Origin of the sequence: uncultured Candidatus Thioglobus sp. (assembly GCF_963981275.1) — a bacterium.
Classification (GTDB): Bacteria; Pseudomonadota; Gammaproteobacteria; order PS1; family Pseudothioglobaceae; genus Thioglobus_A.
The window spans coordinates 1-14,388 of sequence record NZ_CAXCCZ010000031.1 but is presented as its reverse complement, the minus strand read 5'-3'; the positions used below and the strand labels follow the sequence as shown (position 1 = coordinate 14,388).

Genomic DNA, 14,388 nt, shown 5'->3' with positions numbered 1-14,388 from the left:
AACTTAGGGCAAATTTGCCTTCACCCACTTCTTGAGTGTCAACAATCGCTTGCGCTTCATCTTGAATGCGAGTTTGTTCTTCTTTGCGTTTTTGGTTGAATGTTTCAAGCTCCTGAGCGTAACGCCTAGCATCATTCATATCATCCGTTAATAAGCATTTAATACCGCGAGAAATATCGCTCAAACGCCCCGCCGCATTAAGACGCGGGCCCACGGCAAAGCCTAAATCGCTAGCTTGTAAAGTTTGCGCTTGCCTGTTGGCGATTTCCAGTAGTGCTAAGATTCCAGGAGTGCATTGTTTGGCCTGAATACGCTTAATACCTTGATCGATCAAAATACGATTATTTTGATCAAGCTTAACCACGTCAGCCACTGTGCCCAGTGCAACTAAATCTAGCACCCTGCGCAGATCTGGCAACGGAATGCTATACTTGGAAAAATATTGAATTTTATTAAGATGAGTTTTTAGCGCTGAAAATAGATAAAAACACACACCAACGCCAGCCAGATTTTTACTTAAAAATTCACAACCTTTAAGGTTGGGATTAATAATAGCGTCTGCCTCAGGCAGGTTTTCACTAGGTAGATGATGATCAGTGATGATAACCTGAATATTGTTTTCTTTGGCTAGCTTGGCGCCATCGAAGCTTGATATCCCATTGTCAACTGTAATAATGAGATCGGGCTGCTTTTCTTTAATCGCTAACCTGACAATTTCAGGCGATAGTCCGTAGCCATGCTCAAAGCGATTGGGTACCAAAAAATCAACATATTTAGCACCCATCAACCGCAGGGATTTAACCGCCACCACCGACGCAGTTGCGCCGTCGCAGTCAAAGTCACCAATGATTAAAATATTTTTTTGCTCTAGCAAGGCTTTTTCAAGTATTGATAAGGCTTGATCTAATTGGTCAAAATTAGGGGTGAGTAAATTTGATAAACCTAACGATAATTGCGCCTCACTAACGCTGCGTGCCGCATAAATTTTTTTTAAAAAAATGGGGATATCTTCTGAATATGACTCCAGCAAGACTTGGTCAAATTCTCTAGTTAGCATCTGTCACTAGACGAATATAAGCATCAAATGATTTATCTGAACTCTTTGAGCCACCATAAAAAAATGGCACATCAACAGCGATTTGAGTATTCACTTGATTTGAGCTCCAATAGGATTTAAGCTGAGTATTTGGAAAATAGGCTTGATTAATGAGCAGATCTTCATCGCCATACACCAATATCGTTCTAAGCTCAGCCTCGGTGGGTAGGCGCCATTGTGTTTGCTTGCAAAGATTAATTTTATTAATCTGCTTGATATAGGATTGAGTATTACAAGTTTCTGCCCAGTGGCAATTGTGCGAATAATCGCCATTTTTGGTGCCAGTTTTTCCATCAAACCAGGTGTAAGTATTATTGGTGTTTTGCAATCCTTTTTCTTTTAACTTAACTTCCCAAACTAATTTTGATCGGTCATCCAACACACAGCGATGATCAAGATTTTTTTGATTTAATATATCGCCCTGATCAGACACTTTAAACAACTGTGCATTTGCAGCATTTGTAGTGATTATTGATATAAAAAATATAAAGCTAAATTTCATGAGTAATTAATTGGGTAATTCTTTTGGCACTTTCTGGCGCCATATTTAAGCCATTACGAAAATGGCCAGTATTTAGATAAACATTGTTAAATTGATCATACCTTCCCAGCATTACTTTGGAAGACTTGCTCGCTGGGCGGAATCCTGACCAATGGCACTCCACCTTAGATTTTGCCAACACTTCAAATCTCTGAGAGGCGAAATCATGCAAATCTTGGCGGGTTTGTTCATCAGTAGATCGATCAAAGCCAACATTTTGCATGGTTGATCCAACAAGTATACGCCCATCTTTTCTTGGAATAATATATCGACCCTGGTCAAGTACAATATTTGTAACCACTGATGGATCAGACTTAAGCACAATCATTTGTCCTTTCATTGGAAACACCCTCTCCTTAAGCGAGAGCCACTCTGAACTCCAAGCGCCTGAGCAAACCACAATATAATCAGATAAATAGTCTTGTTGATTGGTTTTAACCCCAGTTGCATAACCATTCGAGCTTAATAATCCTTCAACCCTCGTTTGCTCAATAATAGTAACGCCTTTATTGATAATATCTGCTTTAAGTGCTTTTAATAACCTTGGGTTGCGCACTTGGGCAATATCAGCAAACAAAGCACCTCGAGCATGAGGTTGATAATCTAGACGGTATTTTTGCATCCAGATTTTTGCTTCAGGCGTATTAAACTCATCCATCATCAACAACCCTGATTTTAAATATTCAGGATCAAGCCCTGTATCTTCAAGGATTTGGTCGCAAAGCTGTTCATAAACTACTTGAGAGGCAATGCTTAATTCATTGGTTAAATCGTCATATTTCCAGGGATAGAGCGGTGAAATAATACCGCCACCAGCCCAAGAGGATTCTTGTGCACATTGCTGTTGGTCAAGCAAAGTGACTTTGGCGCCAGCAAGTGCGAGCGAACGCGCTGTCATCATACCAATGACACCACCACCAATTACCAAGCAATCACTCATTATTCGACCTTTTGTTATTTTTTAAATCAGTCAAAATCAACAAAACAACACCCGCACTTATCGCCATATCAGCCACATTAAATACTGGGAAATAAAACGTCTGATAATGAAAATCGATAAAATCGATAACAAAACCAAGAGCTGCCCGATCAATCAAATTACCCACTGCGCCAGATAATATTAAGCTTAACGCCAGAAGTTTAAACACTTGTTGTTTGGTTGTTTTTGCCATCCAAATAGCAATAGCCAAACTAGCAATAGATGACACCATGACTAGGAAATACTGCTGCCAACCATCTTCATTAGCCAAAAAACTAAATGCAGCGCCATAGTTGTGCACGTGAGAAAAACTTAAAAAAGACGTGATTTCTAGAGACTCATTCGGCTTTAAATAGCCATAGACAAGTAGCTTGGTTAATTGATCAACAATAATCAATAATAAAACCAAAAAATACCATTTAGCGTGAATCATGCTTTATTAGGATTGTATTTAATAATAGTAACAATAGGTACTACAAAACCAATAACAATCACCACCCAAAGCAAGCTACCTAGTTCTGTGTAATTTTGCGCGGTGGTTACCACACCATCAGTCACTATTTCACGACTAACAACAAACACCTTATTTAAATATTTTGTGAACAAGCCGCCTGCAGAAAGTGCAATATTCATCAAGCTGGCCATGAGTGCAAACCAAGTGCCTTTTTTACCTTCGGGCGCATAAATAGCCACTAGTGTTAGCATTAGCACCTGAGCGATATAATCAAATGGGGAAGCCATTGCAGTATCCACTAGGGCCACTGTGCGCGCATCAAAGCCAAGCATGGTGTGAATGTCATAATACATCGCCACAATTGGCATCGACAACAGCGTGCCAATAATGGTTAAGAAGATTAGCACTTCGGCAATATCACGCTTGATGATAAATTTGGCTGAGAACCACATACCGGCTAGCGCAATACCGCCGCCAATGGCGGATAATTTGGCAAAGAAAGACTCATCAAAACCTAAAATATCAATCTGCCACCAGCTTAAACCAGCGCCAACCGATGGCATTGCTCGATAAACAAAAATGATAATCATTGCCATTTTTATATGACGAATAGTATTTGCATCTAAATCATTAATCAACTCTGAAAGGAAATACAGCACCACTGACAATGAAATTACAAAGACAATCTCTTGAGAATAAGGCACGTCGTTATAACCCATGCTCACCACAAATACGGCAAACAACAAACCACCAAATAAAATATGTTTATTAACAGGAGAGACTGATACAGGATTAAGCTTGACCAGCGTAACCCCTAGAATAGATAATAAAGGTACAAACAAAGCAATTTGAAAAACAACTTCACGATTATCCTTAAATATATCAGCCAACTCACCACCAATCCAGCCGGTGATGAAAATAGCAAAACCCAAAGAAAGACGCGCCAACACTTGAATGGTGGCCAATTCTTGATTGATTTCTTCTTGTGATTGATTTTTATCAATCACCTCAGTGGTCATGGTGTCAGCCACCACGTCTTGCATTACAAAGCCAACAACTGCTATTACACTAGCAAAAATATAAACACCTTTCTTGGAATAACCCTCAACAATTGCATAATCACCCACCACGGCGATCATCATCAACGAGCTAATCGTAATCAGCACTGCACCAATATAAACATAGGATTTTCGATTAGATCCAAAGATATTGACACTATCAACCAATGATCCAAAAATCATTTTAACTGTCCACGGCACACCTAGCCAAATACCTAGCTCGGCTAAATCTGATGCTGTCATATCCAGCGTATCTTTTACCCAAAAATTTACAGCAATCGCTGTAAATGCTATACCACTACCATACGAGAAGTATATTAATAAAAGCGGGATATAACGCATTCTAAAAGCGCGAATTGGGGTTAGAAAAATATCTAGCATTTACAAACCAAGAATTACATTAACAGGTTGATATTATAGGTGCTGTGTAGGTTATAATTTGTTTTTTATTAATGACATATTGGAGTTTCTATGGGTTTTATGACTGGAAAGAAAGCATTGGTTGTAGGCGTTGCCTCTAATCGCTCAATTGCATGGGGTATCGCCGAAGCAATGGCAAAACAAGGGTGTGAGATTGCACTTACCTATCAGAATGAAAAATTAAAAAAACGCGTTGATAAGTGCGCTGAAATCTGTAACTCTAATATTGTGATTGAATGTGACGTGGCAACCGATGAAGGCATTGAAAAAACCTTTACTGAACTTAAACAGCATTGGGACAATTTTGATATTGTTGTTCATTCGGTTGCCTTTGCACCACGTGAAGCCCTCAGTGGCAACTATGTTGAAGTAACCACACGTGAAAACTTTAGCGCCGCGCATGATATTAGCTCATACAGCTTTACTGCTCTAGCTAAATACGCCTCACCGATGCTTAATGACAATGGTGCCCTACTAACAGTTAGCTACCTAGGTGCAATCCGCGCTATTCCAAATTACAACGTAATGGGTGTTGCTAAGGCATCACTTGAGGCAAATGTTCGTTATATGGCTGCTGCTATGGGTCCTGAGCGTGGCATTCGTGTTAATGCAGTTTCTGCTGGACCAATCAAAACCTTGGCTGCTTCAGGCATTAAAGATTTTGGTAAATTACTAGATTATGCTGCAGACTCCTCAGCACTCAAACGTACCGTCACTACAGAAGAAGTTGGCAATGCGGCAGCATTTTTATGCTCTGACTTAGCTTCTGGTATTACCGGTGAAGTTACTTATATTGACTCAGGTTACAGCTTTTACGACAAAGGCCCGGAATAATCACCAGATTTTTTCCTAAAAGAAACAAAAAAGCCTTGAATTTTCAAGGCTTTTTTTATGTTTATTTGTACTGGTTTTTAACCTGTTTTAAGATATTTTTCATATCTTCATTCCAACGGAAGATCAGCATTCTATCCTCGTCAGTCTTAACCAATGGCAGCAAGGTTATTGGCGGTGCAGCAATGATCAAGGTATGCTTACCCTCTTCCATAACTGTTATTTTTAATGGGAAAAACGGTGACAATTTAGGGTATTTTGCACTCATCCGCTTCATCTCATCATATTGGCCAAAAAATAAAATACGATATTTATCTGATTTGTAATGGCGCTCATTTAAGGCGAAGTCACAACGTTGAAGATATGCAGCTTTATAGCCATTGGCCTTGATGGTTTTATCCAGTGCAAGCCAAGTATAGGAAAACTTAGCGTTAACACGCTCAATCAATAATTCATTGTGCCCAGCTGAAGCAACTGATGCAAACATTAGTACACATAAAGCAAAAACTCTAACTACCATACCGCCTCCTCAACCATTTCTTTCATACTATCAATCAAGTCTTTGGCATCAATTGAAATTTGTTCATTGTTAAAACGTTTAATTGCATGCACGTAATTTTCTAAATATATATGCACTTCCCCCTGATTGTTTTCAACCACTGTCGCTCTACAAGGCAGTATAACGCCGAGCCTTGGATCGAGTTTTAGGAATTTTTGCATATTTTTAAAATTACAAAACCTAACAACCATTTGCTTTTTATTATCTTCTGTAGCATCTCCCAGACCTTCAAATAAAGTTCTGGTTGGATACACTCTAAAATTATAAGCAGCGGCAGAATCTCTTAATTTTTCAACCGTAGTGTTAAGATCATGTTGAGATTGATAAACAAATACTAGCGGCTCTTCATCCTCAACAGCTTTGGGTGTATCACTAAAGACTGATGATTGTTGATGTGAGCGAATATAAGCCACCAAATCATTCGCCATTTGATCGGTGAAATTAAATTCCTTTTCAAACGACATCATTTCTGTATCTTTAATGCCTTTCATAATAATGTGCTTAATCATTTGATCTTCAGCTGCATGCAAAAAACCTTGATTGGACAATGCAGGAGGAGAAACATCTCGATCTTTCTGCCATGAGAAGTTCTTACCCGTTCCTTCACCGCCTTGTAATTGCTTGCCATGACACCTTTGGCAATATTGCTCATAAGTGTACTTACCCGCTTCAACATCGCCAACAATAGGCTCTTTACTATATTGTGGAGCCTTAACGCCTGCACGTAAAAAACGAATTAACTTAACCGTTTGAGCGTTGGAGAGTTTAAAGCCTGGCATGATTCTTCCAGGGCGGCCATACTCAATGGTTTTTTTAAGGTAGCTATCCGAATGATTCGCAACCGTTGAGCGATACAATGGCAAACCTAAAGATCCTTGTTGAGAAAAGCCATGACACTTTTCACAATTTTCAGAATAGATTTCTTGTCCACCTGCAAAGCTCAACCAGGGCAGAAATAAAACAACTAATAATATTTTTGATTTCACTGTTTTCTCACTTTATTTTTTTATAAGCATAGTCTAATATGTCAAGCCAATAAAAAGATTGACCCACATCAAGAAAAGGTGGATTTATTTTGCTAGATTAATTGTCATTGGATTGGTAGCATCTTTTGTCCATTGATGCAATGAACCATCATACACCCGAACCTGGTGATTGCCAAAAATTTCGTGCAAACTAAACCAAACCGACGAGCACTCATAAGCACTATTACAATACAAAATAATCTGTGCATTTGGATCAATATTAAGCGCCTCAAATCGAGATTTAATTTGTTGTTTGTTCGGGAAGCTCATTACCCCCTTGCCAGGATGTAAAAACTTATAAGGAAAGACTTTCGATGTGGGAATATGACCTAAATCATATACATACTTGCGACTATCTAAGCCAACGTGAAAACGCAAACTCCGAGTATCAACCAACTGAACAGCTTGGCTAGTGATGGCCAACTTAACCTGCTCAATAGTGGCCAGTATTTTTTCATTAGTACTGCTCAGATTGGTTAATCGTCCGGGAATGATTTCGGATGAGTTAGTAGTGAGCTCTTCCATGCTTTCAGTCCAAGCGGCGTTACCCCCATCTAACAAGGCTACTTGCTCAAAACCATAATATTTCATTTGCCAATACAATCGAGCCGCACCTGCCACATCACCCGGTGTCCTACCCTGGTGAGTAACCACTACAATAGTGTCATTGCTCACGCCATGTGCAGACATAAAACGCTCGAAATTAGCTTGATCAGGGCGCATACGAGTGAGCTCGACACCATCAATAATACGAGTTACTCTAACTTTTTTAGTGTTAACCAGATTAGCATTAGGAATATGGCCCTGCTCAGAAAAACTAGCCAGATCTTTACGCACATCCAAAACAACAACCTGGTCAAGATTTTCACTTAACCAGTCGGCACTAACCAGAGGCGAGGGAATGACAAGCGAATAAGCACAGCTAGAAAAAATAACAAGACTAAATAGAGTGGTTTGTATAAATCTAAGCGACATAGCAACACCTTGTATTAGTTAAAATAATACAAGGATAACACACTCAATAATTATCTAGACCACTATAGGGTCAAGAAAAAGCTATAGATTTGAATTAAACACCTTGATTTCAGCTTGAGCACGTAGTGTTTGCAAAATATTTACAAAAACCTCATTAGATTCAAAGCCCAATAGTACAGTTTCGAGATTATCCTGAGAAGTTTTTGAATTAGAAACCTTTACACCAGTTAAATTAATAACCACAGAATTTCTTCTATCTAGACTTTGCGCACTAAATACCGACCCAGATTTTGGCTTTGACAAAGAAAATGCCTTGTTAACAATTGAAATGTCCGCCTTTTTAGTGTCACGCTTAACCCAGCCAAGCGTAGTCCATTTAAGTGAATTTTTATCCATTAATTGACTCACAGATTTATCATCTCCAGATTCAGAAGATTTGACGATTTGAGCGGCAATATTATCAACAAAGGTTTTTGCCAGTAAACGGGTTAAATGAGTATTGATCTCACCTTTAACTTCTTCGAATGTTTTTTGACGCTGTGGTAATTTTTGCTTAAGACGAAGGACAACAAAACGATCTTGATCAAGCTCTAAAACTTCAGAATTATCACCCTTATTTAGCACGACATCACTAAACGCTGCTGCGAGCATTTTTGCGTCAAGCTTAGTGTCTTTCCTGTCAAAAAATTCACTGACACTCACCTTTAATGCCATTTGACTCGCCACTTCTTCAAGACTAGCCTCATAAGCCAAATTGGCCAATTGTTCAGTTAAATTATAAAGATTTTTTTGAGCCTGGGCTTGCGTATAAAGCTTTGTTAATTCAGACTTAACACTCTCAAAAGGTTTAACAGATCCAGCTTGAATTTTATTAAGCTTAATAATATGGTAGCCAAACTCAGATTTAATCGCACCACTTACTTGCCCCTCTTGCAGGGCGAAAGCGCTCTTTTCAAATGCATCAACCATAACACCACGACCAAACATACCTAAATCACCGCCTGTATCTTTTGAGCCAGTGTCTTGTGAATATTGCGCTGCTAATTTTGAAAAATCGCCACCTGCATCAAGCAGAGCTAGCACCTCATCTGCCATCTCTTTTGTTTCTAGCAGTATATGCTGAGCTTGACGCTCCTCTTCGGTTGTAAAGCGAGCCTGATCATCTTCATAAAAATTAAATAACTCATCATCCGTTACATCAATACTCTTAGCCACCTCAGCTAAAGAAAGCTCAACAAATTCAATTTTTGCCTGCTCGGGTGCAAAGAACGACTCTTTCTGATTTTGATAATAGTCCTTAACGCTTTTTTCATCAACATTAACTTTGGCTGTGTAATCATCGGCAGCTAATTTAATGTAAGAAAATTCTCTTTGCTGGTCGTTTAGATTTTGTAGCTTTTCAAGTTGCGAAGGCAACATAAATGCAGAATCAAGCAGGTTGTATTTGATTTGATTTTGAGTTAGCTCTTTTGCTCTAATAGATTCGTACTGGCTTGCGCTATAGCCATTTAATCTTAGCAAGTTTTTATATTTTTCCAATGAAAATCGCCCCTGATCCTGGAATAACTCATTCGTTTGAATGATAGCATTTAGCTCAGAATTGCTTGTTGCGTGTGACATGCGCTCAGCTAACTGATCTAGTAAGCGTCTGTCAATCATTTGGTTGATGATCGATTGTTTTAAAACAGTATCAAAATCCGTGTTATATTTTTCAGCTAGTTTTTGCTGTAGACGTCTTTTTTGCGGATTAAACTCAGTCAAAAACTCTTCTTTTGAAATCTCTTGTTCATCAACAGAAGCGACAACAATATTAGAAGCGCCCGTAAAGTACTCATTAATTCCAAATAGAGCAAAAGGAATGGTGATTAAACCAACAATAAGATAGGCTACCCAGCCCTTAGTTTTGTTTTTAATTGAACTTAGCATAATGTTTAATAAATTAACCCTTAAAAGTTAAAAAAGGCAAAATTAGATAATAAAAACAAAGATTATAAACGAAAACGTTTACCAAATAAAAAGGTGTTTTTAGATATCTTAAAAATATTATTTTTAAAAGTAGTGTTGTTAAGAAAAAAATATCAATTTTGAGCCTTGTAACCTTGCACATAAGGCGACTTAACTATTGAAAATTTAGAATAAAAAAAAGGTAGCCAATGGCTACCTTTTAGTTTTGCGAAAAACGCAATAAATATGGCGATCCGGAAGGGATTTGAACCCTCGACATCCTGCGTGACAGGCAGGCACTCTAACCAGCTGAGCTACCGGACCGAAATGTTTTTTTGGTGGGCGATACAAGACTTGAACTTGTGACATTCGCCTTGTAAGGGCGACGCTCTACCAACTGAGCTAATCGCCCAAAAAAACATATGCCCAACACTTAAGATTAAGCACCGGGCATATTATACTGAAAAAATCTTAAGAGTTAACTGATTCTTTAAGTAATTTACCTGCTTTAAATGCAGGTACTTTAGATGCTTTGATTTGAATCGCTGCACCTGTTTGTGGGTTACGACCTGTGCGTGCTGCACGATCTCTAACTAGGAAGCTACCAAAACCTGTGATCGCTACGCTATCACCAGCTGATAATGCTGAAGTGATTGCACCAGTTGTTGCATCTAATGCGCGAGCCGCATCTGCTTTTGTTAAACCTGAAGTCTCTGCAATTGCTGCTACTAAATCTGACTTATTCATTACTTATTCTCCTGTTTCGTAAATTATATTTCAAGATTGAAATTTGTTAAGCTTTTGTAAAAATGCTTTGAATGAATTATCCATTAAATACCCATACTGTCAACGTATTTTTAAAAAAAAATAACTAGCCCTGTGTATTAGTTTTTGCTGATATTTTAAGTTGTTGAATTAACGGCAAAAAACGCTCTTTCCAAATTTGTGGCGTAAGCTGTCCAATGCGCTTATCACGGATGATTCCTTGTCTATCAACAATAAATGTTTCAGGCGTTGCATAGACACCTAGCTCTAAACCAAGCTTTCCCGTCTGATCAAAAACAATTTTTTCATATGGGTTGCCCAGTCGATCTAAAAACACTTGCCCCTCTTTGCGCGTATCTTTGTAATTAATACCAAGCATTTGCACGGAGTCTGTTTTAGCAATCTCCATTAGCATTCGATGCTCAGCTCGGCAAGTAACACACCACGAAGCCCAAACATTCACCAAGGTTACATTCCCTGTTAACTGAGATTGGGTTGTGTAGTGTTTATAAGTATTAAAATCCTCTACCTCCAAATTAGGAAACGGTTTGCCAATAAGCGGTGAAGGGAGTTTTTTAGTGTCGCGTCCTAGTCCATCGTACAAAAACCAAGCTAAAACAATAAAAGCAACCAAAGGCAGAAATTTACCCATATTTACTTCTTAGCCTTTTCTAAGGCATCGGCGACTTCTGGTGGCATGTAGTTTTCATCATGCTTGGCAAGTACTTCTGTTGCTATAAAAGTACCGTCTACTAAAGATCCTGTGGTGATAATACCTTGCCCTTCTCTAAATAAGTCTGGCAAGATGCCTTCATATTTAACGGTGAATGTATTTTTATGATCAGTCACATCAAAGCTAACTTTAATGCCGTCACGCTTAACACTCTGCATGGCAACCAACCCACCTAGACGGAAGCTTTTACCTTGTGGCGCTTTATTTTCAACCACATCCGTAGGTGAGAAAAAATAAAGTAAATTTTCATTAAAAGCTTTAAGGCCAAAATACCCAGCCAAGCTAATACCAGCAACCAGCATGGCAACCAAAACCATTCTATTTTGTCTTTTTGTCATATTTGCTAACTCCTTGAATATTTAATACGTAATTGCTTAATGGTGCTGTTATGTATGGTTTTTGTTCTTAAGAACAAACCACCAATCACGATTAAAGTAACCAAATATGAAAACCAAATATAAAACGCATACTTACCATAAGGTAAGAATGAAAAGTATTCTGCCAGTGTCATTAGTCATTCTCCATAATTATCTTTTTCACCCAGCCAGAATTTTGCTCTTGAATAAGCACCTCATCTCGCGCTCGCATCAACATTAGTGCACCGTATAGGAGCTTAAAAGCAATACCCATTAATACTAACGGCATTAACATATCAGCATGAATCGCAGGCTGGGAAATTTTTTCAATGGAGCTAACAGACGCGCCTTGGTGCAAGGTGTTCCACCAAGTTACCGAATAATGAATAATGGGAATGTTAATCAATCCAACAATGGCCAATATTGAGCTGGCTTTTGCTGCAGTTTTTGGATTATCAAAGGCATTATTAAGTGACATATAAGCCAAGTATAAGAACAACAAAATAAGTTCAGAAGTAAGTCGTGCATCCCAAACCCACCAAGTACCCCACATGGGCTTACCCCATACAGCGCCTGTCACTAAGGCTAAAAAAGTAAACGATGCACCAATTGGTGCGGAAACTTTAGCAACAACACTGGCTAGCTTAATTTGCCAAATAAGGCCAATTCCACCAGAAATTGCCATCACTAAATAAATAAACATACTCATCCAAGCAGAAGGCACATGGACATACATAATGCGGTAGCTTTCACCTTGCTGATAATCAGCAGGTGCAATTACCAAACCCCAATACAAACCCACTAAAGTGATGATAATAAAAGGATACAAAAACCAGGGGATCATCTTGGCGCTGATTTGATAGAAATTCTTAGGGGAGGCAAACGCCTGAATCCATTTCCACATAATAATTAATAATTAAAATTTGAGAATTATTTTAAGGATTTTTGTGCCACGTTGTTACGTAAATAAGTTGGTAATGGTAATTTATCATCAAATACCCCATTTTCGTTAACATGGGTTAACGCCAACTCAATTAAGTTTTCAGATTTTGGATAAAAATCAGAAAGATGCTGAGTTATTCCGCTGGCCTCTGCCAATGCCTCTTTGTACGCACCCCAACCCGTACCCACGCCAATATATTCATCGCCAAGCTGTGGCACTTCATTCGGCTTACATAGTGCTTCATGGGAAAAAACACCTTGCTTGTAGAGCCCCCAATAAACTTCATTCATCCGTGCATCTAGCGCAATTGCGATGTTGTTTTTTCCATATTTTTTGCTAGCACCGTAGCCCACTACCTCAAGCGTAGAAAAACCCAAAGTAGAAATATCATAAGCCAAAGACATGCCCTGCACCACACTCACGCACATGCGTACACCGGTAAAAGCACCCGGACCCTTGGTGTAAACAATCAAATCCAAATCTGCAACACTAAGCCCCATTTCATCAAACACCTCATCACATAACGGCAAAATTAGACCAGAGCTTTTGGCCACATCTTTTAAAAATCGTGAAGTCTGCTTGCCGCTAGCATAAAGGCTAACAGAGCAAACTTCTGTACAAGTATCAATTGCTAGAATATTTTTCATAGGGCTATTTTACAATCTTTTCATATTTATTGTATAAGCGCAAAACCAACTGCCTACGCTTTGCTAATCTTTGAGAATGCTTTAGAGGATGATAATAACTCGGCCCTTTGACCAAAGCCACCAAAGTGGCTACCTCCTCAAGACTTAATAATGCAATTTTTTTATTAAAATAAAATTGCGCTGCATTTGTAAATCCACGCACCGACTGAGCACCCTTTTGCCCCAGATACACATTATTTATGTAGCGGTTTAAAATAAATTCTTTATCAAAAGACAGCTCCAACAATAGCGCCATTAAAGCCTCTTTAAACTTGCGATTAACCGTTCGCTCTCGAGTTAATAATGAATTTTTGATTAATTGCTGAGTGATTGTGCTGGCACCTCGAAGTGGCTTATCATTAAACATGTAATCTCTTAATACTCGAACGATCTCCTTAAAATCTACCCCAGGGTGATTAAAAAATGATTGATCTTCGGTGATCAGCAGCATATTAATAACAACTTTTGACTGCTGCTCATAACTCAACAAATTAGGTTTTTCCGGCTTAGAAAATTCCGCCTTAACTCTATTATCAAGCTCATTCACATACACAGCAAAAATCACAGCGCCAAATGCCACTGAATATTTAAACCATTTTAAAAAAGCCTTACTCATAGTTTATTGCTCCAGGTTAAGCTTTAATAGCTTTTCTCTAGGACTGTTGTTTAAGAACACTTTACATTCCATTTTTGTAATTTTTTGATTAATAACATCTTACACAATTACAATATTTTTAGAGTGATATTTAGTCTCATTCGCAAGCTGAGAGTGATGATCGACCAATTATTAATCATCTAAAATTTGGCAAATTTTACGAATGAATGATTTTCAAATGAAAATAATGCAAACTGTGTCTAATCTTATAATTTTTTAAACAATTCTTGATGCTCAACAAGCTTTATTTACTTAAAAAAGCTAAAAACAAGGGTTTAAAGACTTTTAAGAAAGACATTCAATAGAGCGAATGAGATTGTTGTTACATTCAATAAAAAATTTAGAAATTTTGCAAATGACTAATTTTT

The 14,388-nt window shown here is 38.3% G+C and carries 17 protein-coding genes and 2 tRNA genes; 1 reads left to right on the top strand and 18 read right to left on the bottom strand.

Going from position 1 to position 14,388, the window contains the following annotated elements:
* The 5 genes from ABNR88_RS05805 to ABNR88_RS05785 form a co-directional block, all read right to left on the bottom strand.
* Positions 1-1,057, bottom strand: a 1,057-nt coding sequence (locus ABNR88_RS05805; RefSeq protein WP_348670167.1) for a DHH family phosphoesterase, incomplete at its 3' end; no start/stop codon positions are given.
* On the bottom strand, positions 1,047-1,598 hold the full coding sequence (locus ABNR88_RS05800; RefSeq protein WP_348670166.1) for a DUF1566 domain-containing protein: 552 nt from the start codon (positions 1,596-1,598) through the stop codon (positions 1,047-1,049). The genes ABNR88_RS05805 and ABNR88_RS05800, both read right to left, overlap by 11 nt.
* On the bottom strand, positions 1,588-2,577 hold the full coding sequence (locus tag ABNR88_RS05795; RefSeq protein WP_291926289.1) for an FAD-dependent oxidoreductase: 990 nt from the start codon (positions 2,575-2,577) through the stop codon (positions 1,588-1,590). The genes ABNR88_RS05800 and ABNR88_RS05795 overlap by 11 nt, the downstream gene beginning before the upstream one ends.
* Complete coding sequence (gene lspA, locus ABNR88_RS05790) at positions 2,570-3,049, bottom strand: signal peptidase II (protein ID WP_348670165.1); 480 nt, start codon at positions 3,047-3,049, stop codon at positions 2,570-2,572. Before lspA ends, ABNR88_RS05795 begins: the two co-directional genes overlap by 8 nt.
* Positions 3,046-4,509 carry a hypothetical protein gene (locus tag ABNR88_RS05785; protein ID WP_348670164.1) on the bottom strand — a complete coding sequence of 488 codons (1,464 nt, stop codon included), beginning with the start codon at positions 4,507-4,509 and terminating at the stop codon, positions 3,046-3,048. Before ABNR88_RS05785 ends, lspA begins: the two co-directional genes overlap by 4 nt.
* A 90-nt stretch (positions 4,510-4,599) precedes the next feature.
* Between ABNR88_RS05785 and ABNR88_RS05780 the strand changes: the two genes are divergently transcribed.
* On the top strand, positions 4,600-5,382 hold the full coding sequence (locus tag ABNR88_RS05780) for an enoyl-ACP reductase (protein WP_291926280.1): 783 nt from the start codon (positions 4,600-4,602) through the stop codon (positions 5,380-5,382).
* A 61-nt stretch (positions 5,383-5,443) separates the two neighbouring features.
* On the opposite strand, the gene ABNR88_RS05775 is transcribed toward ABNR88_RS05780, so the two are convergent.
* The 13 genes from ABNR88_RS05775 to ABNR88_RS05715 form a co-directional block, all read right to left on the bottom strand.
* Positions 5,444-5,899 (bottom strand): hypothetical protein, encoded by a 456-nt coding sequence (locus ABNR88_RS05775; RefSeq protein ID WP_291926277.1) that lies wholly within the window; start codon positions 5,897-5,899, stop codon positions 5,444-5,446.
* On the bottom strand, positions 5,893-6,924 hold the full coding sequence (locus ABNR88_RS05770; RefSeq protein WP_348670163.1) for a c-type cytochrome: 1,032 nt from the start codon (positions 6,922-6,924) through the stop codon (positions 5,893-5,895). Before ABNR88_RS05770 ends, ABNR88_RS05775 begins: the two co-directional genes overlap by 7 nt.
* Before the next feature lie 84 nt (positions 6,925-7,008).
* Complete coding sequence (locus ABNR88_RS05765) at positions 7,009-7,938, bottom strand: rhodanese-like domain-containing protein (protein ID WP_348670162.1); 930 nt, start codon at positions 7,936-7,938, stop codon at positions 7,009-7,011.
* 81 nt (positions 7,939-8,019) lie between these two features.
* Positions 8,020-9,864, bottom strand: a complete 1,845-nt coding sequence (locus ABNR88_RS05760) for a SurA N-terminal domain-containing protein (RefSeq protein ID WP_291926268.1) — start codon at positions 9,862-9,864, stop codon at positions 8,020-8,022.
* A gap of 265 nt (positions 9,865-10,129) precedes the next feature.
* Positions 10,130-10,206 (bottom strand) — tRNA-Asp (locus tag ABNR88_RS05755).
* 12 nt (positions 10,207-10,218) lie between these two features.
* Positions 10,219-10,294 (bottom strand) — tRNA-Val (locus ABNR88_RS05750).
* A gap of 59 nt (positions 10,295-10,353) precedes the next feature.
* On the bottom strand, positions 10,354-10,629 hold the full coding sequence (locus ABNR88_RS05745; protein ID WP_291926265.1) for an HU family DNA-binding protein: 276 nt from the start codon (positions 10,627-10,629) through the stop codon (positions 10,354-10,356).
* A gap of 124 nt (positions 10,630-10,753) precedes the next feature.
* The gene (locus ABNR88_RS05740) at positions 10,754-11,299 is read right to left on the bottom strand and encodes a DsbE family thiol:disulfide interchange protein (protein WP_291926263.1); all 546 of its coding nucleotides are present in this window, start codon (positions 11,297-11,299) and stop codon (positions 10,754-10,756) included.
* A gap of 2 nt (positions 11,300-11,301) precedes the next feature.
* Positions 11,302-11,718, bottom strand: a complete 417-nt coding sequence (ccmE, locus tag ABNR88_RS05735) for a cytochrome c maturation protein CcmE (RefSeq protein ID WP_291926260.1) — start codon at positions 11,716-11,718, stop codon at positions 11,302-11,304.
* A 5-nt stretch (positions 11,719-11,723) separates the two neighbouring features.
* Positions 11,724-11,891 (bottom strand): heme exporter protein CcmD, encoded by a 168-nt coding sequence (gene ccmD, locus ABNR88_RS05730; RefSeq protein WP_291926257.1) that lies wholly within the window; start codon positions 11,889-11,891, stop codon positions 11,724-11,726.
* Positions 11,891-12,640: a heme ABC transporter permease gene (locus tag ABNR88_RS05725; RefSeq protein ID WP_291926255.1), complete on the bottom strand. Its 750-nt coding sequence runs from the start codon at positions 12,638-12,640 to the stop codon at positions 11,891-11,893. The genes ccmD and ABNR88_RS05725 overlap by 1 nt, the downstream gene beginning before the upstream one ends.
* A 26-nt stretch (positions 12,641-12,666) precedes the next feature.
* A complete protein-coding gene (gene tsaB / locus ABNR88_RS05720) occupies positions 12,667-13,326 on the bottom strand; it encodes a tRNA (adenosine(37)-N6)-threonylcarbamoyltransferase complex dimerization subunit type 1 TsaB (protein WP_291926252.1) in 660 nt (219 codons plus the stop codon).
* 4 nt (positions 13,327-13,330) lie between these two features.
* A complete protein-coding gene (locus ABNR88_RS05715; protein WP_291926249.1) occupies positions 13,331-13,981 on the bottom strand; it encodes a biosynthetic peptidoglycan transglycosylase in 651 nt (216 codons plus the stop codon).
* Between the last annotated feature and the right edge of the window lie 407 nt (positions 13,982-14,388).